Here is a 24,080-nt window from a genome sequence, read left to right as displayed (position 1 = left end):
TCCCCTTCCCTATGATCCGACTTGAGCAAATCCTGACCCCCGGCCGTTCACTCGTGAACGTGCCGGGCGGCAGCAAGAAACGCGTGCTGGAACAGATCGCCAACCTCGTCGCACGCGACCTGGTGGATCTCGACTCGCAAGACATCTTCGAAAGCCTCGTTGCCCGCGAAAAGCTTGGCTCGACCGGCTTCGGCAACGGCATCGCCATTCCCCACTGTCGCCTTCAGGGCTGCGCTGCGCCGGTGAGTGCCGTGCTGCGCCTGGATGCGGCCGTTGATTTCGACGCCATCGACGGCGCACCCGTGGACCTGCTGTTCGTGCTGCTGGTCCCCGAAGCGGCGACCGATGAGCACCTGGAGCTGCTGCGCCAGATCGCCAGCATGCTCGACCGCAGCGACGTACGGGATCGACTGCGTCACGCGCAGGACAGCGAGAACCTGTACCAGGTGGTAGTCGACGTGCAGAACGCACAGTAAGGCACCGGCATGCGCCTGGTCATCGTCAGTGGTCGTTCCGGATCCGGCAAGAGCACGGCACTCGACGTACTCGAAGACAACGGCTTCTACTGCATCGACAACCTCCCTGCCGGGCTTCTTCCCGAGCTTGCCGAGCGCGCCCTGCTGCACACCGAACTGCTTCACCCCCAGGTTGCGGTGTCCATCGACGCCCGCAACCTGCCGAGCCAGCTCCAGCGCTTCCCGGAGCTGCTCGCCGAGGCCCGCGCCAAGCACATCCTCTGCGACCTGCTGTATCTGGACGCGGACGAGGAGACGCTGCTCAAGCGCTTCTCCGAGACCCGCCGGCGCCACCCGCTGACCACCGAGAACCGATCCCTGGCCGAGGCCATCCACGACGAGAGCAAATTGCTCGCGCCGATTGCCGACCTCGCCGACCTCAAGATCGACACCACGCACCTGAACCTCTACCAGCTGCGTGACACCATCAAGCTGCGCCTGCTCAACAAGCCCGAACCCGGCACCGCCTTCCTGGTGGAGTCCTTCGGCTTCAAGCGCGGCATGCCGGTGGACGCCGACCTGGTATTCGACGTGCGCTGCCTGCCCAATCCCTACTGGAAGCCCGACCTGCGGGACTTTTCCGGGCTCGACAGCGTCGTGGCCGACTACCTGGCCGCCCAGCCCGATGTCGAGGAGATGTACCAGGACATCGTCGGCTATCTGAACAAATGGCTGCCCCGGTTCGCCGCCAGTAACCGCGCCTACGTCACCATTGCCATCGGCTGCACCGGCGGTCACCACCGCTCCGTGTACCTCGCCGAGCGCATCGGGCGCGCCCTCAAACCGCTTCTCAAGAACGTCCAGGTTCGCCACCGCGACCTCACCTGAAAGGACAAACGCGATGCCTGCCTGTGAAATCACCATCTGCAACAAGCTCGGCCTGCACGCCCGCGCTGCGGCGAAGTTCGTCGGCGTGGCAGGCCGCTTCCCGTGTCAGGTACGCGTCGGACGCTCCCCGGAAAGCCTGGTGGACGGCAAGAGCATCATGGCCGTGATGATGCTGGCCGCCGGCAAAGGCACGCCCATCCACCTGCACACCGATGGGGACCAGGGCGACGAAGCCCTCAACGCCCTGATCGAGCTGATCAACAACAAGTTCGACGAAGGCGAATAGCCACGCCGCCCCCGCTACACCAGCGCCGTATCCAGCACCATCATCAGGCAGAAGCCGAACGCCAGCCCCAGGCTCCCGGCCACCGGGTGTCCACGCCTGTGGCACTCCGGGATGATCTCGTGAGTCACCGCGAAGAGCATCGCCCCCGCAGCCAGGGCCAGGCCCCACGGCAGTAGCACAGTCGAGACCTGCACCAACCACGCGCACAGCAGCGCGAACAGCGGCTCCACCAACCCGGATGTCGCGCCAATCAGCAGCGCTCGTCCCCGCGGCATCCCCGCCCCTGCCAGCACCAGGGAAATGATCAGCCCCTCCGGCAGGTCCTGCAGGGCAATGCCCAGCGCCAGGCTGTCCGCGCCGGCCAGGCCCGCGCCAGCCGCCACGCCCACCGCCATGCCTTCCGGAATGTTGTGCACCACGATGGCGATCACGAACAGCACCACCCGAGGCGCCAGACGCACGCCAGCCCCGGCATCGACGGGTAACGCCTGATCCGGCAACAGACGCCCCAGACCGAACAGCGCACTGGCACCCAACAGCAAGCCAATGCTGACCAGAAAACCCGCCGACCAGCGGGAGAACCCCAACTGCCCCGCCGCCTCCAGCCCCGGCATCAACAGCGAGAACACCGTCGCTGCCAACATCACGCCGGCCCCGAAACCAAGCAGGGCATTGGACGCCCGAGCCGACAGACGACCCAGGCACAGCACCGGCAAGGTGCCGACGGCCGTGCCCAGGGCGCAGAGGCTCCCGGCCATCAGCGCATGCCAGAGGTGCGGCTCCAGCACCCGCTCGGTGGCCAGCAGCGCCCGCCACCCCAGCAGCAGCGCCCCGATCAGCACCAGTGCGATGCCCAGCACCTGCCGCAGCGACAAGCCGCTGGGCAGGCCTGCCCCCACCAGCCGTCGTCGACGTGCCGGGGACGCCATACGCAAGGGCGCCGCCATCAGGCCAGCGCCTCTCGGTAGCGCCGCTCCACCTCGGCCCAATCCACCACGTTGTAGAACGCCCCGATGTATTCCGGCCGGCGGTTCTGATAGCGCAGGTAATAGGCGTGTTCCCACACGTCCAGACCCAGCACCGGCGTATTGCCGTGCATCAGCGGACTGTCCTGGTTACCGGTGCTCTCCACCACCAGGCGCCGTTCGGGCGTCACCGACAGCCATGCCCAGCCACTGCCGAAGCGCTTCAGCGCGGCCTGGGTAAAGGCCTCCTTGAAGGTAGCGAAACCACCCAGCTCCGCTTCGATGGCCGTACGCAGGGTTCCACCGGGCTCACCGCCACCTGCCGGCGACATCACGGTCCAGAACAGGCTGTGGTTCGCATGCCCGCCCCCGTTGTTGATCACCGCCACGCGCAAGGCCTCGGGCAGCTCATCGAGGCGACGCAGCACCTGCTCCACCGGCAGATGCCCGAGGGCGTTGCCCTCCAGCGCCGCGTTCAGGTTGTTCACGTAGGCCTGGTGGTGCTTGCTGTGGTGGATCTCCATGGTGGCCGCATCGATGTGCGGTTCCAGCGAGTCGTAGGCATAGGGCAAGGCAGGCAAGACATAAGGCATGGAGGGTGCTCCTCTCTCAGTGGTAATGGCGGCTCATGACGGCTGCTCGGCGGGCGACGGGGGCGCCGCGGTCCAGCAAGCGGTCGGTGCGCGGGTAGGTGCCGTGGTCCTGAATGAACTGCATCAGCGTGGCGTAGGTCCGCCCACTGTGGCGCTGCGCCATCTCCCGCAGGTCCTGCGGCTGGCGAGCGTCATACACCAGCTGCAGCAGGCGCTCGTGGCAGGCGCAGAGGTACTCGGCGGTCTCCTCCGGCTGCTCCAGCATCAGGTGCAGGTCACCCAGGTTGTGGTACGACACCACCAGTGCGGACACCGCCTCGGCCGGTTCCGGCCAACGCTCCAGCAGCATCTGCGCCTGGGCCAGCGCACGCAGGTAGAGCTCGCGCGCCTCGATCCAGTCCCCGTCGTGGAAGCAGCGGTTGCCCGCCGTGATGATGCGTTTCCAATATTCCATGCGACACCTCCAGAACAGGGACGCCACCGGAGCGGCGCCCGGTGGAGCGGCTAGAGGCCGCCCTCGGTGAGTTTCTCGGGGTTGAGCAACTGCTCCAGCTCGGCCCGGGACAGTGCGGTGTGCTCCTCGGCCACATCGATCACCGGGCGCCCCTCGCGGTAGGCCTGCTTGGCGATTTCCGCCGCCTTCAGGTAGCCGATGATGGGGTTCAGCGCCGTCACCAGGATGGGGTTGCGCGACAGCGCCTCCTGCAGCTTCGGCTGGTTGACGGTGAAGCTCGCCACGGCGCGGTCCGCCAGCAGTCGGCTGCTGGTGGTGAGCAGCTGCAGGCTGCCCAGCAGGTTGTGGGCCACCAGCGGCAGCATCACGTTCAGCTCGAAGTTGCCGGACTGCCCCGCCAGGGTGATGGCGGCGTCGTTGCCGATGACCTGGGCGGCCACCATCGCCGTCGCTTCCGGAATCACCGGGTTGACCTTGCCCGGCATGATCGAAGAGCCCGGCTGCAGGGCCTCCAGCTCGATCTCAGCCAGCCCGGCCAGCGGCCCCGAGTTCATCCAGCGCAGGTCGTTGGCGATCTTCATCAGCGACACCGCCACCGTCTTCAGTTGTCCGGACAGGGCCACGGCGGTGTCCTGGGAACCGATCAGGGCGAAGAAGTTGCTGCCAGGGGCGAAGCGCAGGCCGGTCAGGGTATTCAGCTCGTCGCAGAAGCGTTCGGCGAAACGCGGGTGGGCGTTGATCCCGGTGCCTACTGCCGTGCCGCCCTGGGCCAGTTGCAACAGGCTCGGCAGCAGCGCACGCAGGTGCTCGATGTTGCTTTGCACCTGCTGCGCCCAGCCATCGAGTACCTGGCTCATGCGCACCGGCATGGCATCCATCAGGTGGGTACGCCCGGTCTTCACATAAGGGCGGACCGCCAGGGACTTCTCGCACAGCACCTGCAGCAGGTGACCCAGCGCCGGCAGCAGGCCCTCGGTGAGTTCGATGGCCGCGCTGATGTGGATGCTGGAGGGGATCACGTCATTACTGCTCTGCCCGCAGTTCACGTGGTCGTTGGGGCTCACCGGCTCGCCGAGCAGGCGCCCGGCCAACGTGGCGATCACCTCGTTGGCGTTCATGTTGGAACTGGTGCCGGAGCCGGTCTGGAACACATCCACCGGGAAGTGCGCCATGAAGTCCGTAGCCAACAGCTCCTGGCAGGCCCCCACGATGGCATCGCCCATGGCCGGGCTGATCTGCTCCAGTTCCACGTTGGCGCGGGCCGCCGCCGCCTTCGCCAGGATCAGGGCGCGGATGAAGGGCGCCGGCATCCGCAGGCCGGACACCGGGAAGTTGTTCACCGCCCGCTGGGTCTGGGCGCCATAGAGGGCATGGGCGGGCACGGCCAGCTCGCCCATGCTGTCGCGTTCGATTCGGGTGTCAGTCACGCTGGGCTCCTTCTTCGGGATCGTGGTAGCGGAGGGACGGCGCCAGGTTCAGGGTCGCCAGGCGCCATTGCAGCGCGCGAAGGCGGCGCTGCAGGGCAGAGCTGCGCGCGTGGTGGCGCAGCTCCTGCAGGGGGAGGTAGGCGTAGTCCAGGCACTGCGCCCGCCAGTGGGCCGGGAGCGCCCGGTCTTCCGCGCTGCGCAGCAGCAGGTCGAGGCAGGCCTCGAAGATGCGCCAGGGCGAGGCGCCTTGGCGCTCGGCCAGTTGCCGGGCCTCGTTCAGGTAGCGCACCAGCAGGCGCGGCTCGTCCGGACACAGCGCGCAGCGGATGCGCAGGCCGGTCGAGCGCCAGCGGGCGGTAGCCGGGTTTTCCTCGCGGCAGGACTGCATGGCAAACCTCTAACGAAAATCATTCGCGAATGAGAATAATAATATTTAGAGATAATTGCCAAGCGCCGTTGTGCAGGCCCGCTCGCCAGCCGTGGGCTGCGTTTCGATGAAAGCGCTTGAAAAAGCAGAAAAAGAAACGAAAACGCGCCCATTGGGCGCGTTCTCAGGGGCGGAGCGTGTGGAGGCGATCAGCTGCCAGCAACAGTCATCCGCTCGATCAACACCGAGCCAGTACGGATGTTGCCGCGCATCTCCAGGTCGGAGCCCACAGCGAGGATCTGGCGGAACATGTCCTTCAGGTTGCCGGCGATGGTCACTTCCTGCACCGGGAACTGGATCTCGCCATTCTCCACCCAGTAGCCGGCCGCACCACGGGAATAGTCGCCGGTCACCATGTTCAGCCCCTGCCCCATCAGCTCCGTCACCAACAGGCCACGCCCCATGCGGCGCAGCAGCGCCTTCTGGTCTTCCGGGCCGTGGCTGACGAACAGGTTGTGCACGCCGCCGGCATTGGCCGTGCTCGGCAGGCCGAGCTTGCGCCCGGAATAGGTGCCCAGCACATAGGACACCAGGTCGCCCTTCTCCACGAACGGCTTGGCGTAAGTGGCCAGGCCATCGTTGTCGAACGCCGCGCTGGCCATGGCGCGCGGGATGTGCGGGCGCTCATCGATGCTCAGCCATTCGGGGAACAGGCGCTGGCCCAGCGCGCCCTCCAGGAAGGAGGACTTGCGGTACAGGTTGCCGCCGGAAATGGCCGACAGGAAGCTGCCGAACAACCCCGTGGCCAGCTCCGCTGCGAATAGCACCGGCACCTCGCAGGTGGGTACCGCCCGGGCCCCCAGACGGCTGACGGTGCGCTCGGCGGCGCGGCGACCGATGCTCGCCGGATCCGCCAGCTGGGTGCCAATGCGGTTCACGTCGTACCAGTAGTCACGCTGCATCTGGCCTTCGCTGCCGCCGATCATCACGCAGCTCAGGCTGTGGCGGGTGCTGGCGTAGCCCCCGACGAAGCCATGGCTGTTGCCGTACACGCGGCAGGCCTGGTGGGTGCTGAGGGTGGTGCCGTCGGCATTGGTGATGCGCGGATCGGCATCGAAGGCCGCCGCTTCACAGGTGAGCGCCAGCTCCACCGCCTGCTCCGGGCTGATGGCCCAGGGGTGGTAGAGGTCCAGCTCCGGCAGGTCGCGGGCCATCAGGGCCGGGTCGGCCAACCCCGCGCAGTCGTCTTCCGAGGCGTGCTTGGCAATCGCCAGGGCCGCCGCCACGGTCTCGCGAATGGCCTCTTCGCCGCTGGCCGAGGTGCTCGCCGAGCCCTTGCGCTGCCCTACATAAAGGGTGATGCCGAAGCCCTGGTCACGGTTGAACTCCACCGTTTCCACCTCGCGCTGACGCACCGTGGTGGACAGCCCCTGCTCCATCGACACCGCCACCTCGCAGGCCGTCGCGCCCTGGCGGGCGGCCTCGGCGATGATGCGCTCTACCTGCGCCTGCAGCTCCGGAAGGGCCTGCGGGCCAACACCTTGTACGTCACTCATAGCCACTCCGATTTCTCAAACCCGTTTCGACGGGGCGGGCGCCGCGCGCCCTGCCCCACCCGCCGCGAACGCGGCGCCAGCCGGGACGGACAATCCCCCTCCGACTGGTTATCATGGCGGCGTTTTCCACTGGACCACCCCCATGCCTGAATATCTCGACGACGACTTCTCCGGAGAGAAGAGCAAGTCCCAGGTCAAACGCGAGCTGCAGGCCCTGCAGGACCTGGGCGAACGCCTGACCACCCTCAAGCCCGACATGCAGGACAAGCTCCCGCTCACCGATGCGCTGCGCAAGGCCCTGGTCGAGGCGCCCAAGCACAAGGCCCACATCGCCCGCAAACGCCACCTGCAGTACATCGGCAAGCTGATGCGCGAGCAGGATGTCGAGGCCATCGTCGCCATGGTGGACCAGGTCGACAACACCACCCGCGAATACAACGAGCGCTTCCACAGCCTCGAACGCTGGCGTGATCGCCTGATCGCCGGCGACGACGAAACCCTCGAAGCCTTCGTGGCCGACTACCCGGACACCGACCGCCAGCACCTGCGCGGCCTGATCCGCCATGCCCAGCACGAAGCGGCCCGCAACAAGCCACCCGCCGCCGCACGCAAGGTCTTCAAGTACATCCGCGAACTGGACGAAATCCAGCGCGGCCTGCGCTGAAGACCGCCACGGGCCCGCACCCCGGCCACGCCGGGGCCAACGGCCCGTAGCACCGCGCCACATCAGGCGCCGGTGCCTCCCACAGTGATCGCATCGATCTTCAGCGTCGGCTGACCGACGCCCACGGGCACCGACTGCCCGTCCTTGCCACACGTCCCCACGCCGCTGTCCAGTGCCAGGTCGTTGCCCACCATGGACACCCGGCTCATCGCCTCCGGCCCGTTGCCGATCAGCGTCGCGCCCTTCACCGGCGCGGTGATCTTGCCGTTCTCGATCAGGTACGCCTCGCTGGTGGAGAACACGAACTTGCCGCTGGTGATGTCCACCTGGCCACCGCCGAGGTTGGCGCAGTAGATGCCGCGCTGGACCGAGGCGATGATCTCCTCCGGGTCGCTCTCCCCCGCCAGCATGTAGGTGTTGGTCATGCGCGGCATCGGCAGGTGCGCGTAGGACTCGCGACGGCCGTTGCCGGTGGGCGCCACGCCCATCAGCCGCGCATTGAGCTTGTCCTGCATGTAGCCCTTGAGCACGCCGTTCTCGATCAGCGTGGTGCACTGGGTCGGGGTGCCTTCGTCGTCCACGCTCAGCGAACCACGGCGACCGGCCAGGGTGCCGTCATCGACGATGGTGCACAGGCTGGAGGCGACCTTCTCGCCGATGCGGCCGCTGTAGGCCGAACTGCCCTTGCGGTTGAAATCGCCTTCCAGGCCGTGGCCCACCGCCTCGTGCAGCAGCACGCCGGACCAGCCGGCGCCCATCACCACCGGCAGCGTGCCGGCCGGTGCCGGCACCGCTTCCAGGTTCACCAGCGCCTGGCGCAGCGCCTCGCGGGCGTAGCCCATGGCACGGTCTTCCTGGAGGAAGTAGCGGTAGTCGGTCCGCCCGCCGCCGCCGTGGCCACCGCGTTCGCGGCGACCGTTCTGCTCGACGATCACACTGACGTTGAAACGCACCAGCGGGCGCACATCGCTGCCCAGGCTGCCGTCGCTGGCGGCCACCAGCACATGCTCCCAGACCCCGGCCATGCTCACGGTGACCTGCTTGATGCGAGGGTCGAGCGCGCGGGTGGCCTGGTCGATGCGCTGCAGCAGCGCGACCTTCTCGGCACGGCTGATCACGTCCAGCGGGCTGTCCGGCGCATAGAGCCGGGCCACCTCGGGGCTGGCGAAGGCCTGCACGCGCCCCTGCTGCCCGGCACGGGCGATGGAGCGGGCCGCGCGGGCCGCCTGGCTCAGTGCCTCGGGGGTGATGGCGTTGCTGTAGGCGAAGCCGGTCTTCTCGCCGGACTGGGCACGCACGCCCACGCCCTGGTCGAGGTGGAAGCTGCCGTCCTTGACGATGCCGTCCTCCAGCACCCAGGACTCGGAAACCAGCCCGTGGAAATACAGGTCGGCGGCATCGATGCCCGGACCGGCCACCTCGCCGAGAACACCCTGCAACTGCTCGATGGCAAGGCCGCCCGGCGCCAGCAGGCGGTCACTGACGGATAACAACATCTGGCTCATAGCTACTCCGTAATCACCGGCGCGGGTTCGGCCGGCGTCTTGAATCGTCTGTGTGCCGTCACCGGCATTCGTTGGCGGATCGCCCGCTGCTCCTCGGCATCGCGCCGGGCCAGCAGTACCGCCTCTCCCTTTCCGGCCTCGGCCAGGACACGCCCCCATGGATCGACGATAGACGAATGCCCATGGGTTTCCCGAGGCCCCGGATGAACGCCGCCCTGCCCGGCCGCCAGCAGGTAGCACTGGGTCTCGATGGCGCGGGCGCGTACCAGCACCTCCCAATGCGCCGCACCGGTCACCGCCGTGAATGCCGATGGCGCGGTGATCAACTCGGCCCCGGCCTCGCGCAATGCGCCGTACAGCTCGGGGAAGCGCAGGTCATAGCAGACCGTCAGCCCCAGGCGCCCGACCGGCGTATCGGCCAGCACCACGTGGTCGCCGAAGGCGTAGTCGTCGGACTCGCGATAGCGTCCCCGGGCATCGGCCACATCCACGTCGAACAGGTGGATCTTGTCATAGCGCGCGACCCGTTCGCCGTGCTCATCCACCAGCAGCGAGCAGGCGTTGGGCTTGCCGTCCGGGCGGCCTTCGGGTGGCAGCGGCAAGGTGCCGGCCACGATCCATAACCTGAGGTCGCGGGCAGTCTGTTTCAACCAGGGCAGGACCGGCCCTTCGCCACGGGCCTCGGCCTGCCCCAGCCGAGCCAGGTCGCGCCGGCCCATGGCGGCGAAGTTCTCCGGCAGCACGGCCAGGCGCGCGCCCTGCCCTGCCGCGTCGGCCAGCAGGCGCCGAGCGGCGTCGAGGTTGGCCAGGACGTCGTCCTGGCTGGTCATCTGGATTACCGCGAACTCCATGGCGTCCTCCGGCGTACGACAACGGCCATGCAACGGCCCGTCATGAATCGGGTTTCTCGAACGGCTTGTCGAAGGTGAACTTCGGGTCCTGCAGGGGGCCGCGCACCTTGTACTGCACGCTGGCGAAGCGGGCGACCCGGTCCCCCAGCAGCTTGTCCACCACGAAAAGCGCACCGCCAATGGCCGGGGCGCCGACGATCAGTGCGGCGAGCGGCAGGTTGTTGGTCACCGGCAGGGTCACCAGCAGCTTGGCGTCGATGCTCTCGTGGGCCATGTCCAGGGTGCCATTGAGCTCCAGCCCGCTGGAGGGCCCTTCGAGCACGATGGGCTTGCGGGTCACGAAGACCCCGTCGGTGCCCTCCAGCACGCCCTTCACCCGGTCGTAGGCCAGGCCCTTGCCCAGCAGGTCGGAGAAGTCCAGGCGCAGGCGGCGGCCGATGGAGTTGAAGTTGAGCAGGCCGAACACCCGCAGGGCCTGGGCACTGCCGTCGGCCTCGACGAACTGGCCCTTGCGCAGCGCGGCATCGAGGGAACCGTTGAAGCGTTTCAGGCTGACCCAGGCCGGCGAGCCGGGCCAGCGCCCATCCACGTCCAGGCGGAAGCGCTCGCTGGTGGCGGTGGGGGCGTACTTCCAGGCCAGCAGCACGTCGGCGAGGTTCTTGCCCTCCAGGCGCCCCTTGTACCAGGTGCTGCTGGCACCCGCGCTGCCTTCCCAGCCGAGGGCGCCGTCGATGTGCAGCCCCTTGAGGTCCAGCGACAGCTCGCTGAACTGGGTGCCGCTGGCCACCGGACGCGCCTTGAACGACCAGGCGCCCAGCGGCTCGTCGCCCAGCTGGACCTGGGCGATGCGCACGTCCAGCGCAGGGAGGGAATGGGGGTCGTGATCCTTGAGCGGGTCGGGACCGGGCGTGTCGTCCTTGTCGTCGTCCGCCGGCTTGGGCAGGCGCAGGCGCGCCAGGTCCAGCGCCACCGGTGCGCCCTGGGCGTCCGGGAGGCTGATGGTGCCCTGCAGCAGGTTGCTGTCCAGGTCCACCTTCCAGGCCGCATCGCCCCGTTGCAGGCCAACGCGGAAGTCCTGCAGCTCCAGCCCCATGCCGCTGAACCGGCCGATGCGCAGATCAGCGCTTTGCAACAGGCCGACGGCATTGCCGGCATCCTTCTCGGCGTAACGCTGACGCACGGCCTGCCAGGCGGCCAGGTCGAGGTCATCCAGCACGCCCCGCACGCGCACGCCGCGAGCGGTCGGCAGCACGGCGCGCCCGGAGCCGAGCATCAGCTCGCCACGAGCGCCGGAAAAATCGTTGGCCGGGGCCGCCAGCGCCAGGTCGGCAAGGTCGCCGTACTGGAACCAGTAGCGTCGCTCGGCGCCGTCCAGGGTCATGCGCCACTGGCTGTCGCGCACGGCCTCGGCGGGCTTGCCAAAGGGCGCCGGCAGATCGATGGCCACGCCCTTGAGGGTCGAGTCCACTTTCAGTTGGCTGTCCTTGCCGTCCAGCAGCAGGTCGAGCCGATAGGGCACGGCACCGCTGACCGGCAGCGGACGATTGACGCCGAGCCAGGCGGTCAGGTCCTTCAGCGCCACCACGCCGTTGGCCTGGATGCGGCTGCGCGCCTGGCCGTTGCGGCCTTCGGCGGTGGCACGGGCGGCAACGTCGCGGCCGAAGACCCGGGCGCGGATGTCCTTGCTGCTCAGGCCGCTGGCCGTGTCGTAGCGGAAAGCGCCGTTCAGGGCGCTGAGTTCGAGACTCGGAGTGGCGAAGCGCAGGCGCGCGTCCTGGGTGGCGAGGTCGACCACCACACGCGGCTCCCCGCCGGCCTTCGCCAGGGGGATGTCCAGGTCCAGGTTGCCATCCAGGGTGCCTTCGCCCTGCCAACCGGCCATCACCTGTGCGGCGAGGGTCGGCGCCTGCTGGAGGATCGTCAGCCCGTCGGCGAAGCTGCTGTCGAGCCTGGCGGTCAGCTTCAGGTGGGGCACCTTGCCGCTGTCCACGTGGGGCACGTCGGCGCGGGCATCACTCACCTGGCTGTCGAGGATGCGCCCGCTGGGCACCCGAACCCGCACGCCGGTGTGCTCGACGAACACGTCGCCCCGGGCGTCGGTCAGGGCCGGCCAGCCGGGCTGGTAGTCGAGCTGGGCGTCACGCACCTTGAAGAACAGGCTGATGGAGCGCGCCTCCGGCGGCGAGGCGTGCAACAGGGAGCCCTGGTACTGGAAGAAGCCCTCGTCGATGCCGCCGCCCTTGATCGAGCGCTTGAGCCACTCCGCCAGCTCCGGGCTGAGGCCGGAGGACAGCGTCGGCAGGTACTTCTCGGTGAAGCGCGCGTCGCCCTGGCTGAGGCCGACGCGCAGGTCCATGTAGTCCTCGCCGGCCGGGTCGCGCAGCAGGCGGATGAGGAAGTCACCGGCGATGTGGCCCTCCTCGCCCTCCACCCGCAGGTAGGGAGCGATCAGGGTGAAGGCCTGTTCATCCAGAGCCCAGGTCAGCCGGGCGTGGGCTTCGCGGTAATGCCAGGGCTTGGGGAACAGGTGGTCGAGGTGCAGGGCGAAGTCATCGGCGTCCAGGCGCAGTTCGCCGCCGGCCAGGTTGCCGGTCAGGCTGCCGCTGACGTTCTCCGCCGCCGGCGCGCCGTGCACGGCGCCGAAGCTCAGGCGCTCCAGGTTGGTGCTGTAGGCCAGGCGCTGGCCGAGGGGGGCATCCGGTCGCCAGATCGCCTGCACATTGCGCAGGGCACCCTTGGGATCGAGGCCATCCACCAGTTCCCGTGCCAGGTCGTTGAGGGGCGCAAGCCCCTTGACCAGGGGGACCAGGGGTTGCAGGTCGATGCGGTCGGCACGCACACGCCATTCCCGCGCGTCCTCGCTTCCAGCCTCTTCGGCCAGCAGGTGCACGCCGCCCCAGCGCTGCTCGCCCACGGTCATGGACAGCGAGTCCAGCTGCAGGCGCATGCCGGCTTCGGTGCGGTCGAAATAGGCATCCACCGCGAGGTCCTGGAGGGTCACCAGGGCCTGGTCGCGACGGCTGCCTTTCAGCTCACCGACACGCAACCGGCTCACCGCGCGGCGCAGTTCGCCACGGGACCACTCCGCCCACAGCTCACCGCCACCCAGCACCTTGCTCAGGCGCCAATCGTTGGCGATCGACTTGGGCAACCAGCGGGCCCAGTCGGTCTGGGGCAGGCTCAGGTAGGCACGGGCTTCGCTGGCCAGCCAGTCCTCAGGGTCCAGGCGGGTGTCCAGGCGCAGGCTCAGCGGCTGCCCGTCGGCCAGCACCAGGCGCCCCTCCAGTTGCTGGGACGATGCGCTGCCGGAGAGTGCCGCCTCGACATAGGTGAAGGTGACCGGCTTCTGTTGCCAGGGCTGAACGGTGACCTGGCTGTTGACCAACGCGAACCGGCCCACGGACTGGAAGCCCTGGATCAGTTGGGCGGGGCGCAGCGCGGGGGAATCGGGACGGGACGGGACGCCCGCGACGGCCCAATGGCCGCTTTCGCCCTGCACCACCTGCAGGTTCAGGCCATCGAGTTCGATGCTGACCAGCTTCGGCGCGCGCTGCAGGAGGCTGCCGAGCACGTCCGGCACCAGCCGGACCTGATCCAGCCGCAACACCTCGTCGCCCTGGCCGATGACCACGTCACGGGCCACCACCACGGGCGCAAAGCCCTGCCAGCTGCCTTCCAGGGCGCCGATCTCGACATCCTGGCCCAAGGCATCGCTGGCGCGGGTGCGCAGGTCGTCGCGGTACTCCGCCACCATCGGCACCAGTTGCCGACCGAGGCTGACATAGAGCGCAGCCAACACCAGCCCCAGTGCACAGAGGGCCAGGAGGGTTCTTAGGAGGGTGACCAGCAGCAGACCCTGGCGCGCCATTCAGCGGGGGCCCTCAGAGCAGGACGACATCGTACTGCTCCTGGGAATACATGGCCTCGACCTGGAACTTGATGGTGCGTCCGATGAAGGCCTCCAGGTCGGCGACGTTGCCGGACTCCTCGTCCAGCAGGCGGTCCACCACCTTCTGGTTGGCCAGCACCCGGTAGCCCTCGGCCTGGTAGGCGCGGGCCTCGCGGAGGATTTCGCGGAAGATCTCGTAGCAGATGGTTTCCGGCGTCTTCAGCATGCCGCGCCCCTGGCAGCTCGGGCAGGGCTCGCAGAGGTTCTGCATGAGGCTTTCGCGGGTGCGCTTGCGGGTCATCTGCACCAGGCCCAGCTCGGTGATGCCGATGATGTTGGTCTTGGCGTGGTCGCGCTCCAGCTGCTTTTCCAGGGTCCGCAGGACCTGGCGCTGGTGCTCCTCGTCTTCCATGTCGATGAAGTCGATGATGATGATCCCGCCGAGGTTGCGCAGGCGCAGCTGGCGGGCGATGGCAGTGGCGGCCTCGAGGTTGGTCTTGAAGATGGTCTCTTCCAGGGTCCGGTGGCCGACGAAGGCGCCGGTGTTCACGTCGATGGTGGTCATCGCCTCGGTGGGGTCGATGATCAGGTAGCCGCCGGACTTCAGCAGCACCTTGCGCTCCAGGGCCTTCTGGATCTCGTCCTCGACGCCGTACAGGTCGAAGATCGGCCGTTCGCCGGGGTAGTGCTCCAGGCGGTCGGCGATCTCGGGCATCAGTTCGTCGACGAACTGGGTGACCTTCTGGAAGGTCTCGCGGGAGTCGATGCGGATCTTCTCGATACGCGGGTTCACCAGGTCACGCACCGTGCGCAGGGCCAGGCTCAGGTCCTCGTAGATCACCGAGGGGGTGGAGGCGGTCTGCATCTGCCCGGAGATCTGCTCCCACAGGCGACGCAGGTAGCGGATGTCCACCAGGATGTCTTCGCGACGAGCACCATCGGCGGCCGTGCGCAGGATGAAGCCGCCGACTTCCTCGATACCCTCGGCGGCAACGCAATCGGCCACCACCTGCTTGAGGCGCTCGCGCTCGGCTTCGTCCTCGATCTTCAGGGAGATGCCCACGTGGGCAGTGCGCGGCATGTACACCAGGTAGCGCGAGGGGATCGACAGCTGGGTGGTCAGGCGCGCGCCCTTGGTGCCGATGGGGTCCTTGGTGACCTGCACCACCAGGCTCTGCCCTTCATGCACCAGCCCGGTGATGTTCTCCACCGCACTGCCTTCACGGGTGGAGATTTCCGAGGCGTGGATGAAGGCGGCGCGGTCCAGGCCGATGTCGACGAACGCCGCCTGCATGCCCGGCAGCACGCGCACTACCTTGCCCTTGTAGATGTTGCCGACGATGCCGCGACGCTGGGTCCGCTCGACGTGCACTTCCTGCAGCACGCCGTTCTCCACCACCGCCACGCGCGATTCCATCGGCGTGATATTGATCAGGATCTCTTCGCTCATGCTGAAAACCTACCTGAGGCGCTGCCAACAAGGAATGCCGAACTGCCCGAGTAGTTCCGCCGTTTCCAGCAACGGTAGCCCGACCACGGCGGAATAGCTGCCCTGCAGATCGGCGACGAAGACCGCGCCCAGGCCCTGGATGGCATAGCCGCCAGCCTTGTCGGTGGGCTCGCCGCTGGCCCAGTAGGCCTCGCGCTCGGCCAGGGAGATGTCACGGAAGCGCACCCGGCTGGTCACCAGGCGGGAGACGCAGCGGGAGCCGTCGGCCAGGGCCACGGCGGTGAGCACCTGGTGCTCGCGCCCGGAAAGCGCGGCCAGCATGGCCAGGGCGTCGTCACGGTCCAGGGGCTTGCCGAGGATGCGACCGTCCAGCACCACGGCGGTGTCGGCACCCAGTACGCAGTGGCCGTCGCTCGCAGCGCCCAGCGCAGCCAGGCCGGCGGCGGCCTTTTCCCGGGCCAGGCGCTCGACGTAGGCCGGCGCGGACTCGCCAGACAGCGGGGTTTCATCGATGGGGGCGCCCAGGGGCTGGAAGGGAACGCCGATCTGCGCCAGCAGTTCGCGGCGGCGGGGCGATCCGGAGGCCAGGTGGAGCGTGGCCATGCAGACTTCTCCATGTCGAGAAGACCCCGCGGCATGGCCGCAAGGCGATCAGTGGACGTTGAGGCGCCGACTCAGGCCGCGCATGGCGGCGAAGACCCAGGGCCAGAGCAGCCCGCTCACCAGGGCGGGCAGGAGGAACAAGAGGGTCGGCGGGCGGTTGCCGGTGAGGGCGTTGAGCCAGAGCTGCACCAGTTGCGCCAGGCCGAAGACCACCATCAGCACCAGGCTCTGTTGCCACATGGGGAACATGCGCAGGCGCTGGTGCAGATTGAGCACGAGGAAGGTGACCAGGGCCAGCACCAGGGCGTTCTGCCCCAGCAGCGAGCCGTAGAGCACGTCCTGGGCGATGCCGACGATCCAGGCGGTGGTCATGCCCACGCGCTGGGGCAGCGCCAGGGTCCAGTAAGTCAGCAGCAGGGCGGGCCACAGCGGGCGACCGACCTCCATGAAGCTGGGCATCGGCGCGACGCTGAGCAGCAGGGAGACCAGCAGGCTGAAGCCGATCACCCAGCCATTGCGGGGGCGCGCAGTGGCCATCAGTGGTTGCCTCGGGAAGCGGGGGCCGCCTGGGCAGGCGCTGCGGGCGCGGCTGCAGGTGCCGGGGATGCAGCAGGCGTCGCAGCCGGTGCCGGCTGTGCAGCGCCCTGGGGCTGGGCGGCCTTGCTGGCGGCCTCGCGGTCGGCGGCTTCCTGGGCCTCGGCAGCGGCGTTGGCACGCTCCTCGGGGCTCCGGGTGTCAGTGAATACCAGCAGCACGTAGCGGCTGCGGTTGAGGGCGGCGGTGGGCACCGCGCGGACGATGGCGAAGGGCTGACCGGAGTCGTGGATGACTTCCTTCACGGTGGCCACCGGGTAGCCCGCCGGGAAGCGCTGGCCCATGCCGGAACTCACCAGCAGGTCGCCTTCCTTGATGTCGGCGGTATCGGCCACATGGCGCAGTTCCAGGCGCTCCGGGTTGCCGGTGCCGCTGGCGATGGCGCGCAGGCCGTTGCGGTTCACCTGCACCGGGATGCTGTGGGTGGTGTCGGTGAGCAGCAGCACGCGGGAGGTGTAGGGCATGACTTCCACCACCTGCCCCATCAGGCCACGGGCGTCGAGCACCGGCTGGCCGAGGAACACGCCATCCTTCTCGCCCTTGTCGATGAGGATGCGGTGGGTGAAGGGGTTGGGGTCGACGCCGATCAGCTCGCCCACCAGCACCTTCTCGTCCACCAGGGCGGACGAGTTGAGCAGCTCGCGCAGGCGCACGTTCTGCTCGGTGAGGGCCGCCAGCTTCTGCAGCCGGCGCTGCATCAGCAGGGCCTCGGCCTTGAGTTTCTCGTTCTCGGCGATGAGCACGCTGCGGCTGGTGAACTGGTCACTGATGCCGTCCCACACGCGCACGGGCAAGTCCGCCAGCCAGTAGAAGGGCGTAAGGACCGATCCCAGCTGGCTGCGAACGGGCTTGAGGGTCTCGAAGCGGGCGTCCACCACCATCAGGGCAGCGGACAGCACGGCGAACGCCAGCAAGCGCACGCCGAGCGAGGGTCCCTTGGCGAATAGCGGTTTGATGGGCCGCTCCTAAGGCGAATGGGCTCTCCGACCTTACTCGGTGGAGAGCAGGTCCATCGCGTGGCGATCCATCATTTCCAGGGCACGGCCGCCGCCACGGGCCACGCAGGTCAGCGGGTCCTCGGCGACGATCACCGGCAGGCCGGTTTCCTGGGAGAGCAGCTTGTCCAGGTCACGCAGCAGGGCGCCACCGCCGGTGAGCACCAGGCCACGCTCGGCGATGTCGGACGCCAGTTCCGGCGGGGATTGCTCCAGCGCGCTCTTCACCGCCTGGACGATGGTCGCCAGGGACTCCTGCAGCGCTTCGAGCACTTCGTTGGAGTTCAGGGTGAAGCTGCGCGGCACGCCTTCGGCCAGGTTGCGGCCACGGACGTCGATCTCGCGGACCTCGCCACCGGGGAAGGCGGTGCCGATTTCCTGCTTGATGCGCTCGGCGGTGGATTCGCCGATCAGGCTGCCGTAGTTGCGGCGCACGTAGGTGACGATGGACTCGTCGAAACGGTCGCCGCCCACGCGTACGGATTCGGCATAGACCACGCCGTTCAGGGAGATCAGGGCGATCTCGGTGGTGCCGCCGCCGATGTCGACGACCATGGAACCACGGGCTTCCTCGACCGGCAGGCCGGCACCGATGGCCGCAGCCATGGGTTCTTCGATGAGGAACACCTCGCGGGCACCGGCGCCCAGCGCGGACTCACGGATAGCACGGCGCTCGACCTGGGTCGACTTGCACGGTACGCAGATCAGCACACGGGGGCTGGGCTGCAGGAAGCTGTTCTCGTGAACCTTGTTGATGAAGTACTGCAGCATCTTCTCGCAGACGCTGAAGTCAGCGATCACACCGTCTTTCATCGGGCGGATGGCGGAAATATTGCCGGGAGTACGACCGAGCATGCGCTTGGCTTCGGTACCGACGGCCACGACGCTCTTCTGGTTGCCGTGGTTGCGGATCGCGACCACGGACGGCTCGTTCAGGACGATGCCGCGTTCGCGCACATAAATAAGGGTATTGGCAGTGCCCAGGTCGATCGACAGATCACTGGAAAACATGCCACGCAGTTTCTTGAACATGGGAGAGGGACCCTAGGCAACGCGTGGGTAAAAAAGTGCGGCAAACTCTAACAACGGCAGGGATTTTGGGCAAGGCAGGCGTTGTGCTAAATTGCCGGTTTTTCTGGGCCTCCGGGCCCATCATCGCGGCCTTTGACCGCCCGTTCGCGGTACCGTTCCCGACCCTCCTCCCACCCGGTCGGATGCCCCCGGCGGCCACCGCATTTTCAGTTGGAGAACCCGATGGCGCTTGAACGCTCCGACGTGGAAAAGATCGCCCACCTGGCCCGTCTGGGCCTGAACGAAGGCGATATCCCGCGTACCACCGAGACCCTGAACAACATCCTCGGCCTGATCGATGCGATGCAGGCCGTGGACACCGACGGCGTCGAGCCGCTGGCCCACCCCCTCGAAGCCACCCAGCGCCTGCGCGCTGACGAAGTGACCGAGGAGAACCACCGCGACGCCTACCAGGCCATCGCACCGGCCGTCGAGAACGGCCTCTACCTCGTCCCCAAAGTCATCGACTAAGGAAAGGGTTACCCCATGCATCAATTGACCCTGGCCGAGATCGCCCGCGCGCTGGCCGCCAAGGAATTCTCCTCCGAGGAGCTGAGCAGCGCCCTGCTGGCGCGCATCCAGACCCTCGACCCGCAGCTCAACAGCTTCATCACCATCACCGCCGACCAGGCCCTGGAACAGGCGCGTGCCGCCGACGCCCGTCGCGCCGCCGGCGAGAACGGCGCCCTGCTCGGTGCGCCGATCGCCCACAAGGACCTGTTCTGCACCCTCGATGTGCGCACCAGCTGCGGCTCGAAGATGCTCGACAACTTCAAGGCGCCCTATGACGCCACCGTGGTCGCGAAGCTCAAGGCCGCCGGCGCCGTCACCCTCGGCAAGCTGAACATGGACGAGTTCGCCATGGGCTCCGCCAACGAATCCAGCCACTACGGCCCGGTGAAGAACCCCTGGGCGCTGGACCGCGTGCCCGGCGGCTCCTCCGGTGGCTCCGCCGCCGCCGTCGCGGCGCGCCTGGTGCCCGCCGCCACCGGCACCGACACCGGCGGCTCGATCCGCCAGCCCGCCGCCTTTACCAACCTCACCGGCATCAAGCCCACCTACGGCCGCGTATCGCGCTGGGGCATGGTGGCCTACGCCTCCAGCCTCGACCAGGGCGGCCCGCTGGCCCGCACCGCCGAGGACTGCGCCCTGATGCTCGGCGCCATTGCCGGCTTCGACCCGAAGGACAGCACCTGCGTCGACGCCCCGGTGGACGACTACCTCGCCGCCCTCGCCCAGCCCCTGGCCGGCCTGCGCATCGGCCTGCCGAAGGAGTACTTCGGTGCCGGCCTCGACGCGCGCATCGGCGCGGCGGTGATGGCCGTGGTGGAAGAGCTGAAGAAGCTCGGCGCCACCGTCAAGGACATCTCGCTGCCCAACATGCAGCACGCCATCCCGGCCTACTACGTCATCGCCCCGGCCGAGGCCAGCTCCAACCTGTCGCGCTTCGACGGCGTGCGCTTCGGCCACCGCTGCGAAGACCCCAAGGACCTGATGGACCTGTACAAGCGCTCCCGCGCCGAAGGCTTCGGCAGCGAAGTGAAGCGCCGCATCATGGTCGGCACCTACGCCCTGTCCGCCGGCTACTACGACGCCTACTACCTCAAGGCCCAGAAGATCCGCCGCCTGATCAAGAACGACTTCGTCGCGGCCTTCGCCGATGTCGACGTCATCCTCGGCCCGACCACGCCCAACCCGGCCTGGAAACTGGGCGCGAAGAACAACGACCCCGTCGCCGAGTACCTGGAAGACATCTACACCATCACCGCCAACCTCGCCGGCCTGCCGGGGCTGTCCATGCCCGCCGGCTTCGTCGACGGCCTGCCGGTGGGCGTGCAGCTGCTTGCGCCCTACTTCCAGGAAGGCCGCCTGCTCAACGTGGCCCACCAGTACCAGCAGGTCACCGACTGGCACAAACAGGCCCCGGCCGGATTCTGAGGACGACACACATGCAATGGGAAACCGTGATCGGGCTGGAAATCCACGCACAGCTCAGCACCCAATCGAAGATCTTCTCCGCCAGCGCCACCACCTTCGGCGCCGAACCCAACACCCAGGCCAGCCTGGTTGACCTGGGCATGCCCGGCACCCTGCCGGTGCTCAACGCGGAAGCCGTGCGCATGGCGCTCAAGTTCGGCCTGGCCATCGACGCCGAGATCGGCGCGCGCAACGTCTTCGCCCGCAAGAACTACTTCTACCCGGACCTGCCCAAGGGCTACCAGACCAGCCAGATGGACCTGCCCATCGTCGGCAAGGGCCACCTGGACATCACCCTGGAAGACGGCACCGTCCGCCGCATCGGCATCACCCGCGCGCACCTGGAAGAGGACGCTGGCAAGAGCCTGCACGAAGACTTCCACGGCATGAGCGGCATCGACCTGAACCGTGCCGGCACCCCGCTGCTGGAGATCGTCTCCGAGCCGGAGATGCGCAGCGCCAAGGAAGCCGTCGCCTACGCCAAGGCCATCCACGCCCTGGTGCGCTACCTCGGCATCTGCGACGGCAACATGGCCGAAGGCTCCCTGCGCTGCGACTGCAACGTCTCGGTGCGCCCCAAGGGCCAGACCGAGTTCGGCACCCGCCGCGAGATCAAGAACGTCAACTCGTTCAAGTTCATCGAGCGCGCTATCAACGCCGAGATCGCCTGGCAGATCGACGAACTGGAATCCGGCCGCAAGATCGTCCAGGAAACCGTGCTCTACGACGTGGCAGCCAACGAAACCCGCTCCATGCGCAGCAAGGAAGAAGCCAACGACTACCGCTACTTCCCCTGCCCCGACCTGCTGCCGGTGGTGATCGAGCAGAGCTTCCTCGACGAAGTGCGCGCCCAGCTGCCGGAGCTGCCGGTGCAGAAGCGCGAGCGTTTCGAGAGCCAGTTCGGCCTCTCCGCCTACGATGCCAGCGTGCTCTCCGCCAGCCGCGAGATGGCCGACTACTTCGAGGCCGTGCAGCGCACCTGCGGCGACGCCAAGCTGGCCGCCAACTGGGTGATGGGCGAGCTCTCCAGCCTGCTCAACAAGGACGGCCTGGAGATCGAGCAATCGCCGGTTTCCGCCGAGCACCTGGGCGGCATGATCCTGCGCATCAAGGACAACACCATCTCCGGCAAGATCGCCAAGATGGTCTTCGAAGCTATGGCCGCCGGTGAAGGCAGCGCCGACGCGATCATCGAGAAGAAGGGCCTCAAGCAGGTCACCGATTCCGGTGCCATCGAAGCCATGCTCGACGAAGTCCTCGCCGCCAACGCCGAGCAGGTCGAGCAGTACCGCGCCAGCGACGAAGCCAAGCGCGGCAAGATGTTCGGCTTCTTCGTCGGCCAGGCCATGAAAGCCTCCAAGGGCAAGGCCAATCCGGGGCAAGTGAACGAACTGCTGAAGAAAAAGCTCGAAGGGTGAGCCGGACTGGCCAACCCATGGGTTGGCCCGGCGAACGACCGGCCAGGGAGGGCCGGAACGGGATTCCCGGTTGACCCGGTGCAGCGTCAGGAAGCCCGATGCTGCGCACAAGCACCGGTCAACCGCTTCCTGGAGACGTCCTGATGTGGCGATCCCTCAGCTCACTTCCGCTATTGGCCGGCCTGGCCCTGCTGGCCGGCTGCAGCACCCCCGGCTTCTTTTCCGGTGAAACCGGCGGCACCTACCGTGAGGACGGCGAAGCCTCGTACTACGGCGCACGCCACCACGGCAAGCGCACCGCCAGCGGCGAGCGCTTCGACCAGAACGCCCTCACCGCCGCCCACCGCACCCTGCCCTTCGGCACCCGGGTGAAAGTCACCAACCTGAACAACGACCGCAGCGTCGTGGTGCGCATCAATGACCGCGGCCCCCACACGCGCGGCCGCCTCATCGACCTCTCGCGCCGCGCCGCCGAAGCGCTGGACATGCTGCGCAGCGGCGTGGCCCCGGTGCGGCTGGAATCCCTCGACTGACTGGAGAATCACCATGAGCGACGCACGCAAACCCGGCGTCCAGGTCCGCCGCGAAGTGATGGGCGACGCCTTCGTCGACCGAGCCCTGGGCAATGCCACCGAATTCACCCAGCCCCTGCAGGACTTCGTCAACGAACACGCCTGGGGCGGCGTATGGAACCGCGAAGGGCTCGACCGCAAGACCCGCAGCCTCATCACCCTCGCCGCCCTCACCGCCCTGAAGTGCCCCCAGGAGCTGAAAGGCCACGTGCGCGGGGCCTTGAACAATGGCTGCAGCGTGGAGGAAATCCGCGAAGCGCTGCTGCACTGCGCGGTGTACGCCGGCGTACCGGCCGCCATCGACGCCTTCCGCGCCGCCCAGGAAGTGGTCGACGCCTGGCAGGCCAACCCGCAGGGCTGACGCCGGAACGATGGGTGGGGAAAGCGTAGGGGGATGGCGCTTTTCCATCCACCAACGGAGCTGCCAGCGGCTTCGATGGTGGGCTGAAGCGGAACGCCGCCCGGCCCCCCTTCGGTTCCGCGAGGGCTGGCAGATCTTGAGGGAGAGCGACCGATAAGCCCCAGCCGCCGGCACGCCTTCACCCGTAGGATGTGGTGAGCCCGCGAACCGCATCAAACCCGCTCACCAGACCAACGTCGTGCCCACCACTCGGCGCTCATACGACGCGTAGGGCGGTTCGCGCACCATCGATCCACCGCCCCAGGCGCCCCCGCATGCGCCGAGGCTCAGCCCAAAGAACCGATCAGGGGTAGCTGAAGCTCTTCACCAGGGTGAGTTCGCCCGGCTGGCGCATGGGCACGATGAAGTTTTCCTGCTTCTCGCTCGGTGTGCCTTCCTCGGTGATGACCGTCACCTGGGCGGTGATCAGCGGCTGGGCAGGGCCTTCGGTGCCGTCGTCGCTGCCGTAGTAACCGCCGCCGTAGTAGTTCACATACACCAGGTACTGCCCCTTGAGCGGGGTCGGGCTGGCGATCATTTCCGGGCCGTAGCCGGTGGTCACGTCCACGTCCAGCGCCGTGCCGTTGGGCGCGCTGCGGTCGCCGTACCAGATGTGGGCGCCGTCCGGCGTCACCAGATGCAGGTCCAGGTCGGTGTTGTCGGCATCCCAGGAGAGCACCACGCGCATGCGTGCCGGTACGCCGCCCTTGGCCCGGCTGTAGAACTGCACGCGGTGGGATTGCTTGCCGTCCGGGCTGCGCACTTCGACGCTGTTGCTGCCGGAGGGGAACACGAAGGGCCGCTGGAAGCTGCCGTCCTCGTCCACCTTCAGCGGCATGCTCACGCCGTTGACCACCAGGGTGCCGGGGCCGCTGGCAGCCTTCGGCATGCCGGTGATCGCGCCCTTGATCAGCGCGGTATCGGCCTGGTCCGACGCGGTGTTCACCGAGGAGGCCGGATAGTTGACCTCCTGCATGAAGTGCTCGCCCGAGCCGGCGCCTTCGCGCCAGCCACCGCGCGGCGTGTCGAGTCGCACCTCGGCGCTGGCGAGCAGCGGCGTCAGGGCCAGGAACAGGGAAGCAAGGGAGGCGCAGCGCATG

The 24,080-nt window shown here is 67.9% G+C and carries 24 protein-coding genes; 9 read left to right on the top strand and 15 right to left on the bottom strand.

Annotated elements, in window-relative coordinates; all coding sequences use genetic code 11:
* The first annotated feature begins 11 nt into the window (after positions 1-11).
* Genes ptsN through PotMrB4_RS05995 form a run of 3 tightly spaced genes read left to right on the top strand, consistent with a single transcriptional unit; the run spans position 12 to position 1,629 of the window.
* On the top strand, positions 12-476 hold the full coding sequence (gene ptsN / locus PotMrB4_RS06005) for a PTS IIA-like nitrogen regulatory protein PtsN (RefSeq protein WP_044409709.1): 465 nt from the start codon (positions 12-14) through the stop codon (positions 474-476).
* A 9-nt stretch (positions 477-485) separates the two neighbouring features.
* Positions 486-1,343 carry an RNase adapter RapZ gene (gene rapZ / locus PotMrB4_RS06000; protein ID WP_142011891.1) on the top strand — a complete coding sequence of 286 codons (858 nt, stop codon included), beginning with the start codon at positions 486-488 and terminating at the stop codon, positions 1,341-1,343.
* 13 nt (positions 1,344-1,356) lie between these two features.
* A complete protein-coding gene (locus tag PotMrB4_RS05995; RefSeq protein WP_074971626.1) occupies positions 1,357-1,629 on the top strand; it encodes an HPr family phosphocarrier protein in 273 nt (90 codons plus the stop codon).
* 14 nt (positions 1,630-1,643) lie between these two features.
* On the opposite strand, the gene PotMrB4_RS05990 is transcribed toward PotMrB4_RS05995, so the two are convergent.
* The 6 genes from PotMrB4_RS05990 to pmbA form a co-directional block, all read right to left on the bottom strand.
* Positions 1,644-2,576, bottom strand: coding sequence for a ZIP family metal transporter (locus PotMrB4_RS05990; RefSeq protein ID WP_394354020.1), 933 nt, complete (start codon positions 2,574-2,576; stop codon positions 1,644-1,646).
* Positions 2,576-3,187, bottom strand: a complete 612-nt coding sequence (locus PotMrB4_RS05985; RefSeq protein WP_074971627.1) for a superoxide dismutase — start codon at positions 3,185-3,187, stop codon at positions 2,576-2,578. Before PotMrB4_RS05985 ends, PotMrB4_RS05990 begins: the two co-directional genes overlap by 1 nt.
* A gap of 16 nt (positions 3,188-3,203) precedes the next feature.
* Entirely contained in the window at positions 3,204-3,641 is a 438-nt protein-coding gene (locus PotMrB4_RS05980) for a hypothetical protein (RefSeq protein ID WP_172432781.1), read from the bottom strand.
* Between the two features lie 50 nt (positions 3,642-3,691).
* Positions 3,692-5,068, bottom strand: a complete 1,377-nt coding sequence (locus tag PotMrB4_RS05975; protein ID WP_172432780.1) for a class II fumarate hydratase — start codon at positions 5,066-5,068, stop codon at positions 3,692-3,694.
* Complete coding sequence (locus PotMrB4_RS05970; protein WP_044409753.1) at positions 5,061-5,456, bottom strand: hypothetical protein; 396 nt, start codon at positions 5,454-5,456, stop codon at positions 5,061-5,063. Before PotMrB4_RS05970 ends, PotMrB4_RS05975 begins: the two co-directional genes overlap by 8 nt.
* Before the next feature lie 188 nt (positions 5,457-5,644).
* Entirely contained in the window at positions 5,645-6,991 is a 1,347-nt protein-coding gene (gene pmbA / locus PotMrB4_RS05965; RefSeq protein WP_044409756.1) for a metalloprotease PmbA, read from the bottom strand.
* Positions 6,992-7,133: 142 nt separating this feature from the next.
* On the opposite strand from pmbA, the gene yjgA reads away from it, so the two are divergent.
* Positions 7,134-7,655 carry a ribosome biogenesis factor YjgA gene (yjgA, locus tag PotMrB4_RS05960; RefSeq protein WP_044409758.1) on the top strand — a complete coding sequence of 174 codons (522 nt, stop codon included), beginning with the start codon at positions 7,134-7,136 and terminating at the stop codon, positions 7,653-7,655.
* 62 nt (positions 7,656-7,717) lie between these two features.
* Here the strand turns inward: yjgA and tldD are convergent, their stop codons facing one another.
* The 8 genes from tldD to mreB are packed head-to-tail and all read right to left on the bottom strand — an operon-like array spanning position 7,718 to position 18,574.
* Positions 7,718-9,160, bottom strand: coding sequence for a metalloprotease TldD (gene tldD, locus PotMrB4_RS05955; RefSeq protein WP_044409760.1), 1,443 nt, complete (start codon positions 9,158-9,160; stop codon positions 7,718-7,720).
* Positions 9,161-9,162: 2 nt separating this feature from the next.
* Entirely contained in the window at positions 9,163-10,011 is an 849-nt protein-coding gene (locus tag PotMrB4_RS05950; RefSeq protein WP_172432779.1) for a carbon-nitrogen hydrolase family protein, read from the bottom strand.
* A 40-nt stretch (positions 10,012-10,051) separates the two neighbouring features.
* Positions 10,052-13,879: a YhdP family protein gene (locus PotMrB4_RS05945; RefSeq protein ID WP_172432778.1), complete on the bottom strand. Its 3,828-nt coding sequence runs from the start codon at positions 13,877-13,879 to the stop codon at positions 10,052-10,054.
* 13 nt (positions 13,880-13,892) lie between these two features.
* The gene (gene rng / locus PotMrB4_RS05940) at positions 13,893-15,350 is read right to left on the bottom strand and encodes a ribonuclease G (RefSeq protein WP_172432777.1); all 1,458 of its coding nucleotides are present in this window, start codon (positions 15,348-15,350) and stop codon (positions 13,893-13,895) included.
* 9 nt (positions 15,351-15,359) lie between these two features.
* Positions 15,360-15,953, bottom strand: a complete 594-nt coding sequence (locus PotMrB4_RS05935; RefSeq protein ID WP_172432776.1) for a Maf family protein — start codon at positions 15,951-15,953, stop codon at positions 15,360-15,362.
* A 48-nt stretch (positions 15,954-16,001) separates the two neighbouring features.
* Positions 16,002-16,490, bottom strand: coding sequence for a rod shape-determining protein MreD (gene mreD, locus PotMrB4_RS05930; RefSeq protein ID WP_044409775.1), 489 nt, complete (start codon positions 16,488-16,490; stop codon positions 16,002-16,004).
* Positions 16,490-17,503, bottom strand: a complete 1,014-nt coding sequence (gene mreC, locus PotMrB4_RS05925) for a rod shape-determining protein MreC (RefSeq protein WP_074971633.1) — start codon at positions 17,501-17,503, stop codon at positions 16,490-16,492. Before mreC ends, mreD begins: the two co-directional genes overlap by 1 nt.
* 33 nt (positions 17,504-17,536) lie before the next feature.
* Positions 17,537-18,574, bottom strand: a complete 1,038-nt coding sequence (gene mreB / locus PotMrB4_RS05920) for a rod shape-determining protein MreB (protein WP_021217765.1) — start codon at positions 18,572-18,574, stop codon at positions 17,537-17,539.
* Between the two features lie 222 nt (positions 18,575-18,796).
* Here mreB and gatC point away from each other — a divergent pair, with 222 nt between their 5' ends.
* From gatC to PotMrB4_RS05895, 5 genes are all read left to right on the top strand, one after another.
* A complete protein-coding gene (gene gatC, locus PotMrB4_RS05915; RefSeq protein ID WP_074971634.1) occupies positions 18,797-19,084 on the top strand; it encodes an Asp-tRNA(Asn)/Glu-tRNA(Gln) amidotransferase subunit GatC in 288 nt (95 codons plus the stop codon).
* Positions 19,085-19,099: 15 nt separating this feature from the next.
* Positions 19,100-20,551, top strand: coding sequence for an Asp-tRNA(Asn)/Glu-tRNA(Gln) amidotransferase subunit GatA (gatA, locus tag PotMrB4_RS05910; protein WP_142011905.1), 1,452 nt, complete (start codon positions 19,100-19,102; stop codon positions 20,549-20,551).
* A gap of 11 nt (positions 20,552-20,562) precedes the next feature.
* On the top strand, positions 20,563-22,008 hold the full coding sequence (gene gatB / locus PotMrB4_RS05905) for an Asp-tRNA(Asn)/Glu-tRNA(Gln) amidotransferase subunit GatB (protein WP_172432775.1): 1,446 nt from the start codon (positions 20,563-20,565) through the stop codon (positions 22,006-22,008).
* 143 nt (positions 22,009-22,151) lie between these two features.
* Complete coding sequence (locus PotMrB4_RS05900) at positions 22,152-22,541, top strand: septal ring lytic transglycosylase RlpA family protein (protein ID WP_044409792.1); 390 nt, start codon at positions 22,152-22,154, stop codon at positions 22,539-22,541.
* A 13-nt stretch (positions 22,542-22,554) separates the two neighbouring features.
* Complete coding sequence (locus PotMrB4_RS05895) at positions 22,555-22,941, top strand: carboxymuconolactone decarboxylase family protein (protein ID WP_172432774.1); 387 nt, start codon at positions 22,555-22,557, stop codon at positions 22,939-22,941.
* A 343-nt stretch (positions 22,942-23,284) separates the two neighbouring features.
* Here the strand turns inward: PotMrB4_RS05895 and PotMrB4_RS05890 are convergent, their stop codons facing one another.
* Positions 23,285-24,079 carry a YfaP family protein gene (locus PotMrB4_RS05890; protein WP_044409798.1) on the bottom strand — a complete coding sequence of 265 codons (795 nt, stop codon included), beginning with the start codon at positions 24,077-24,079 and terminating at the stop codon, positions 23,285-23,287.
* Between the last annotated feature and the right edge of the window lies 1 nt (position 24,080).

Source organism: Metapseudomonas otitidis, assembly GCF_011397855.1.
GTDB lineage: Bacteria > Pseudomonadota > Gammaproteobacteria > Pseudomonadales > Pseudomonadaceae > Metapseudomonas > Metapseudomonas otitidis.
The sequence above is the reverse complement of the archived record's forward strand: the minus strand, read 5'-3'. Positions and strand labels throughout refer to the sequence as shown.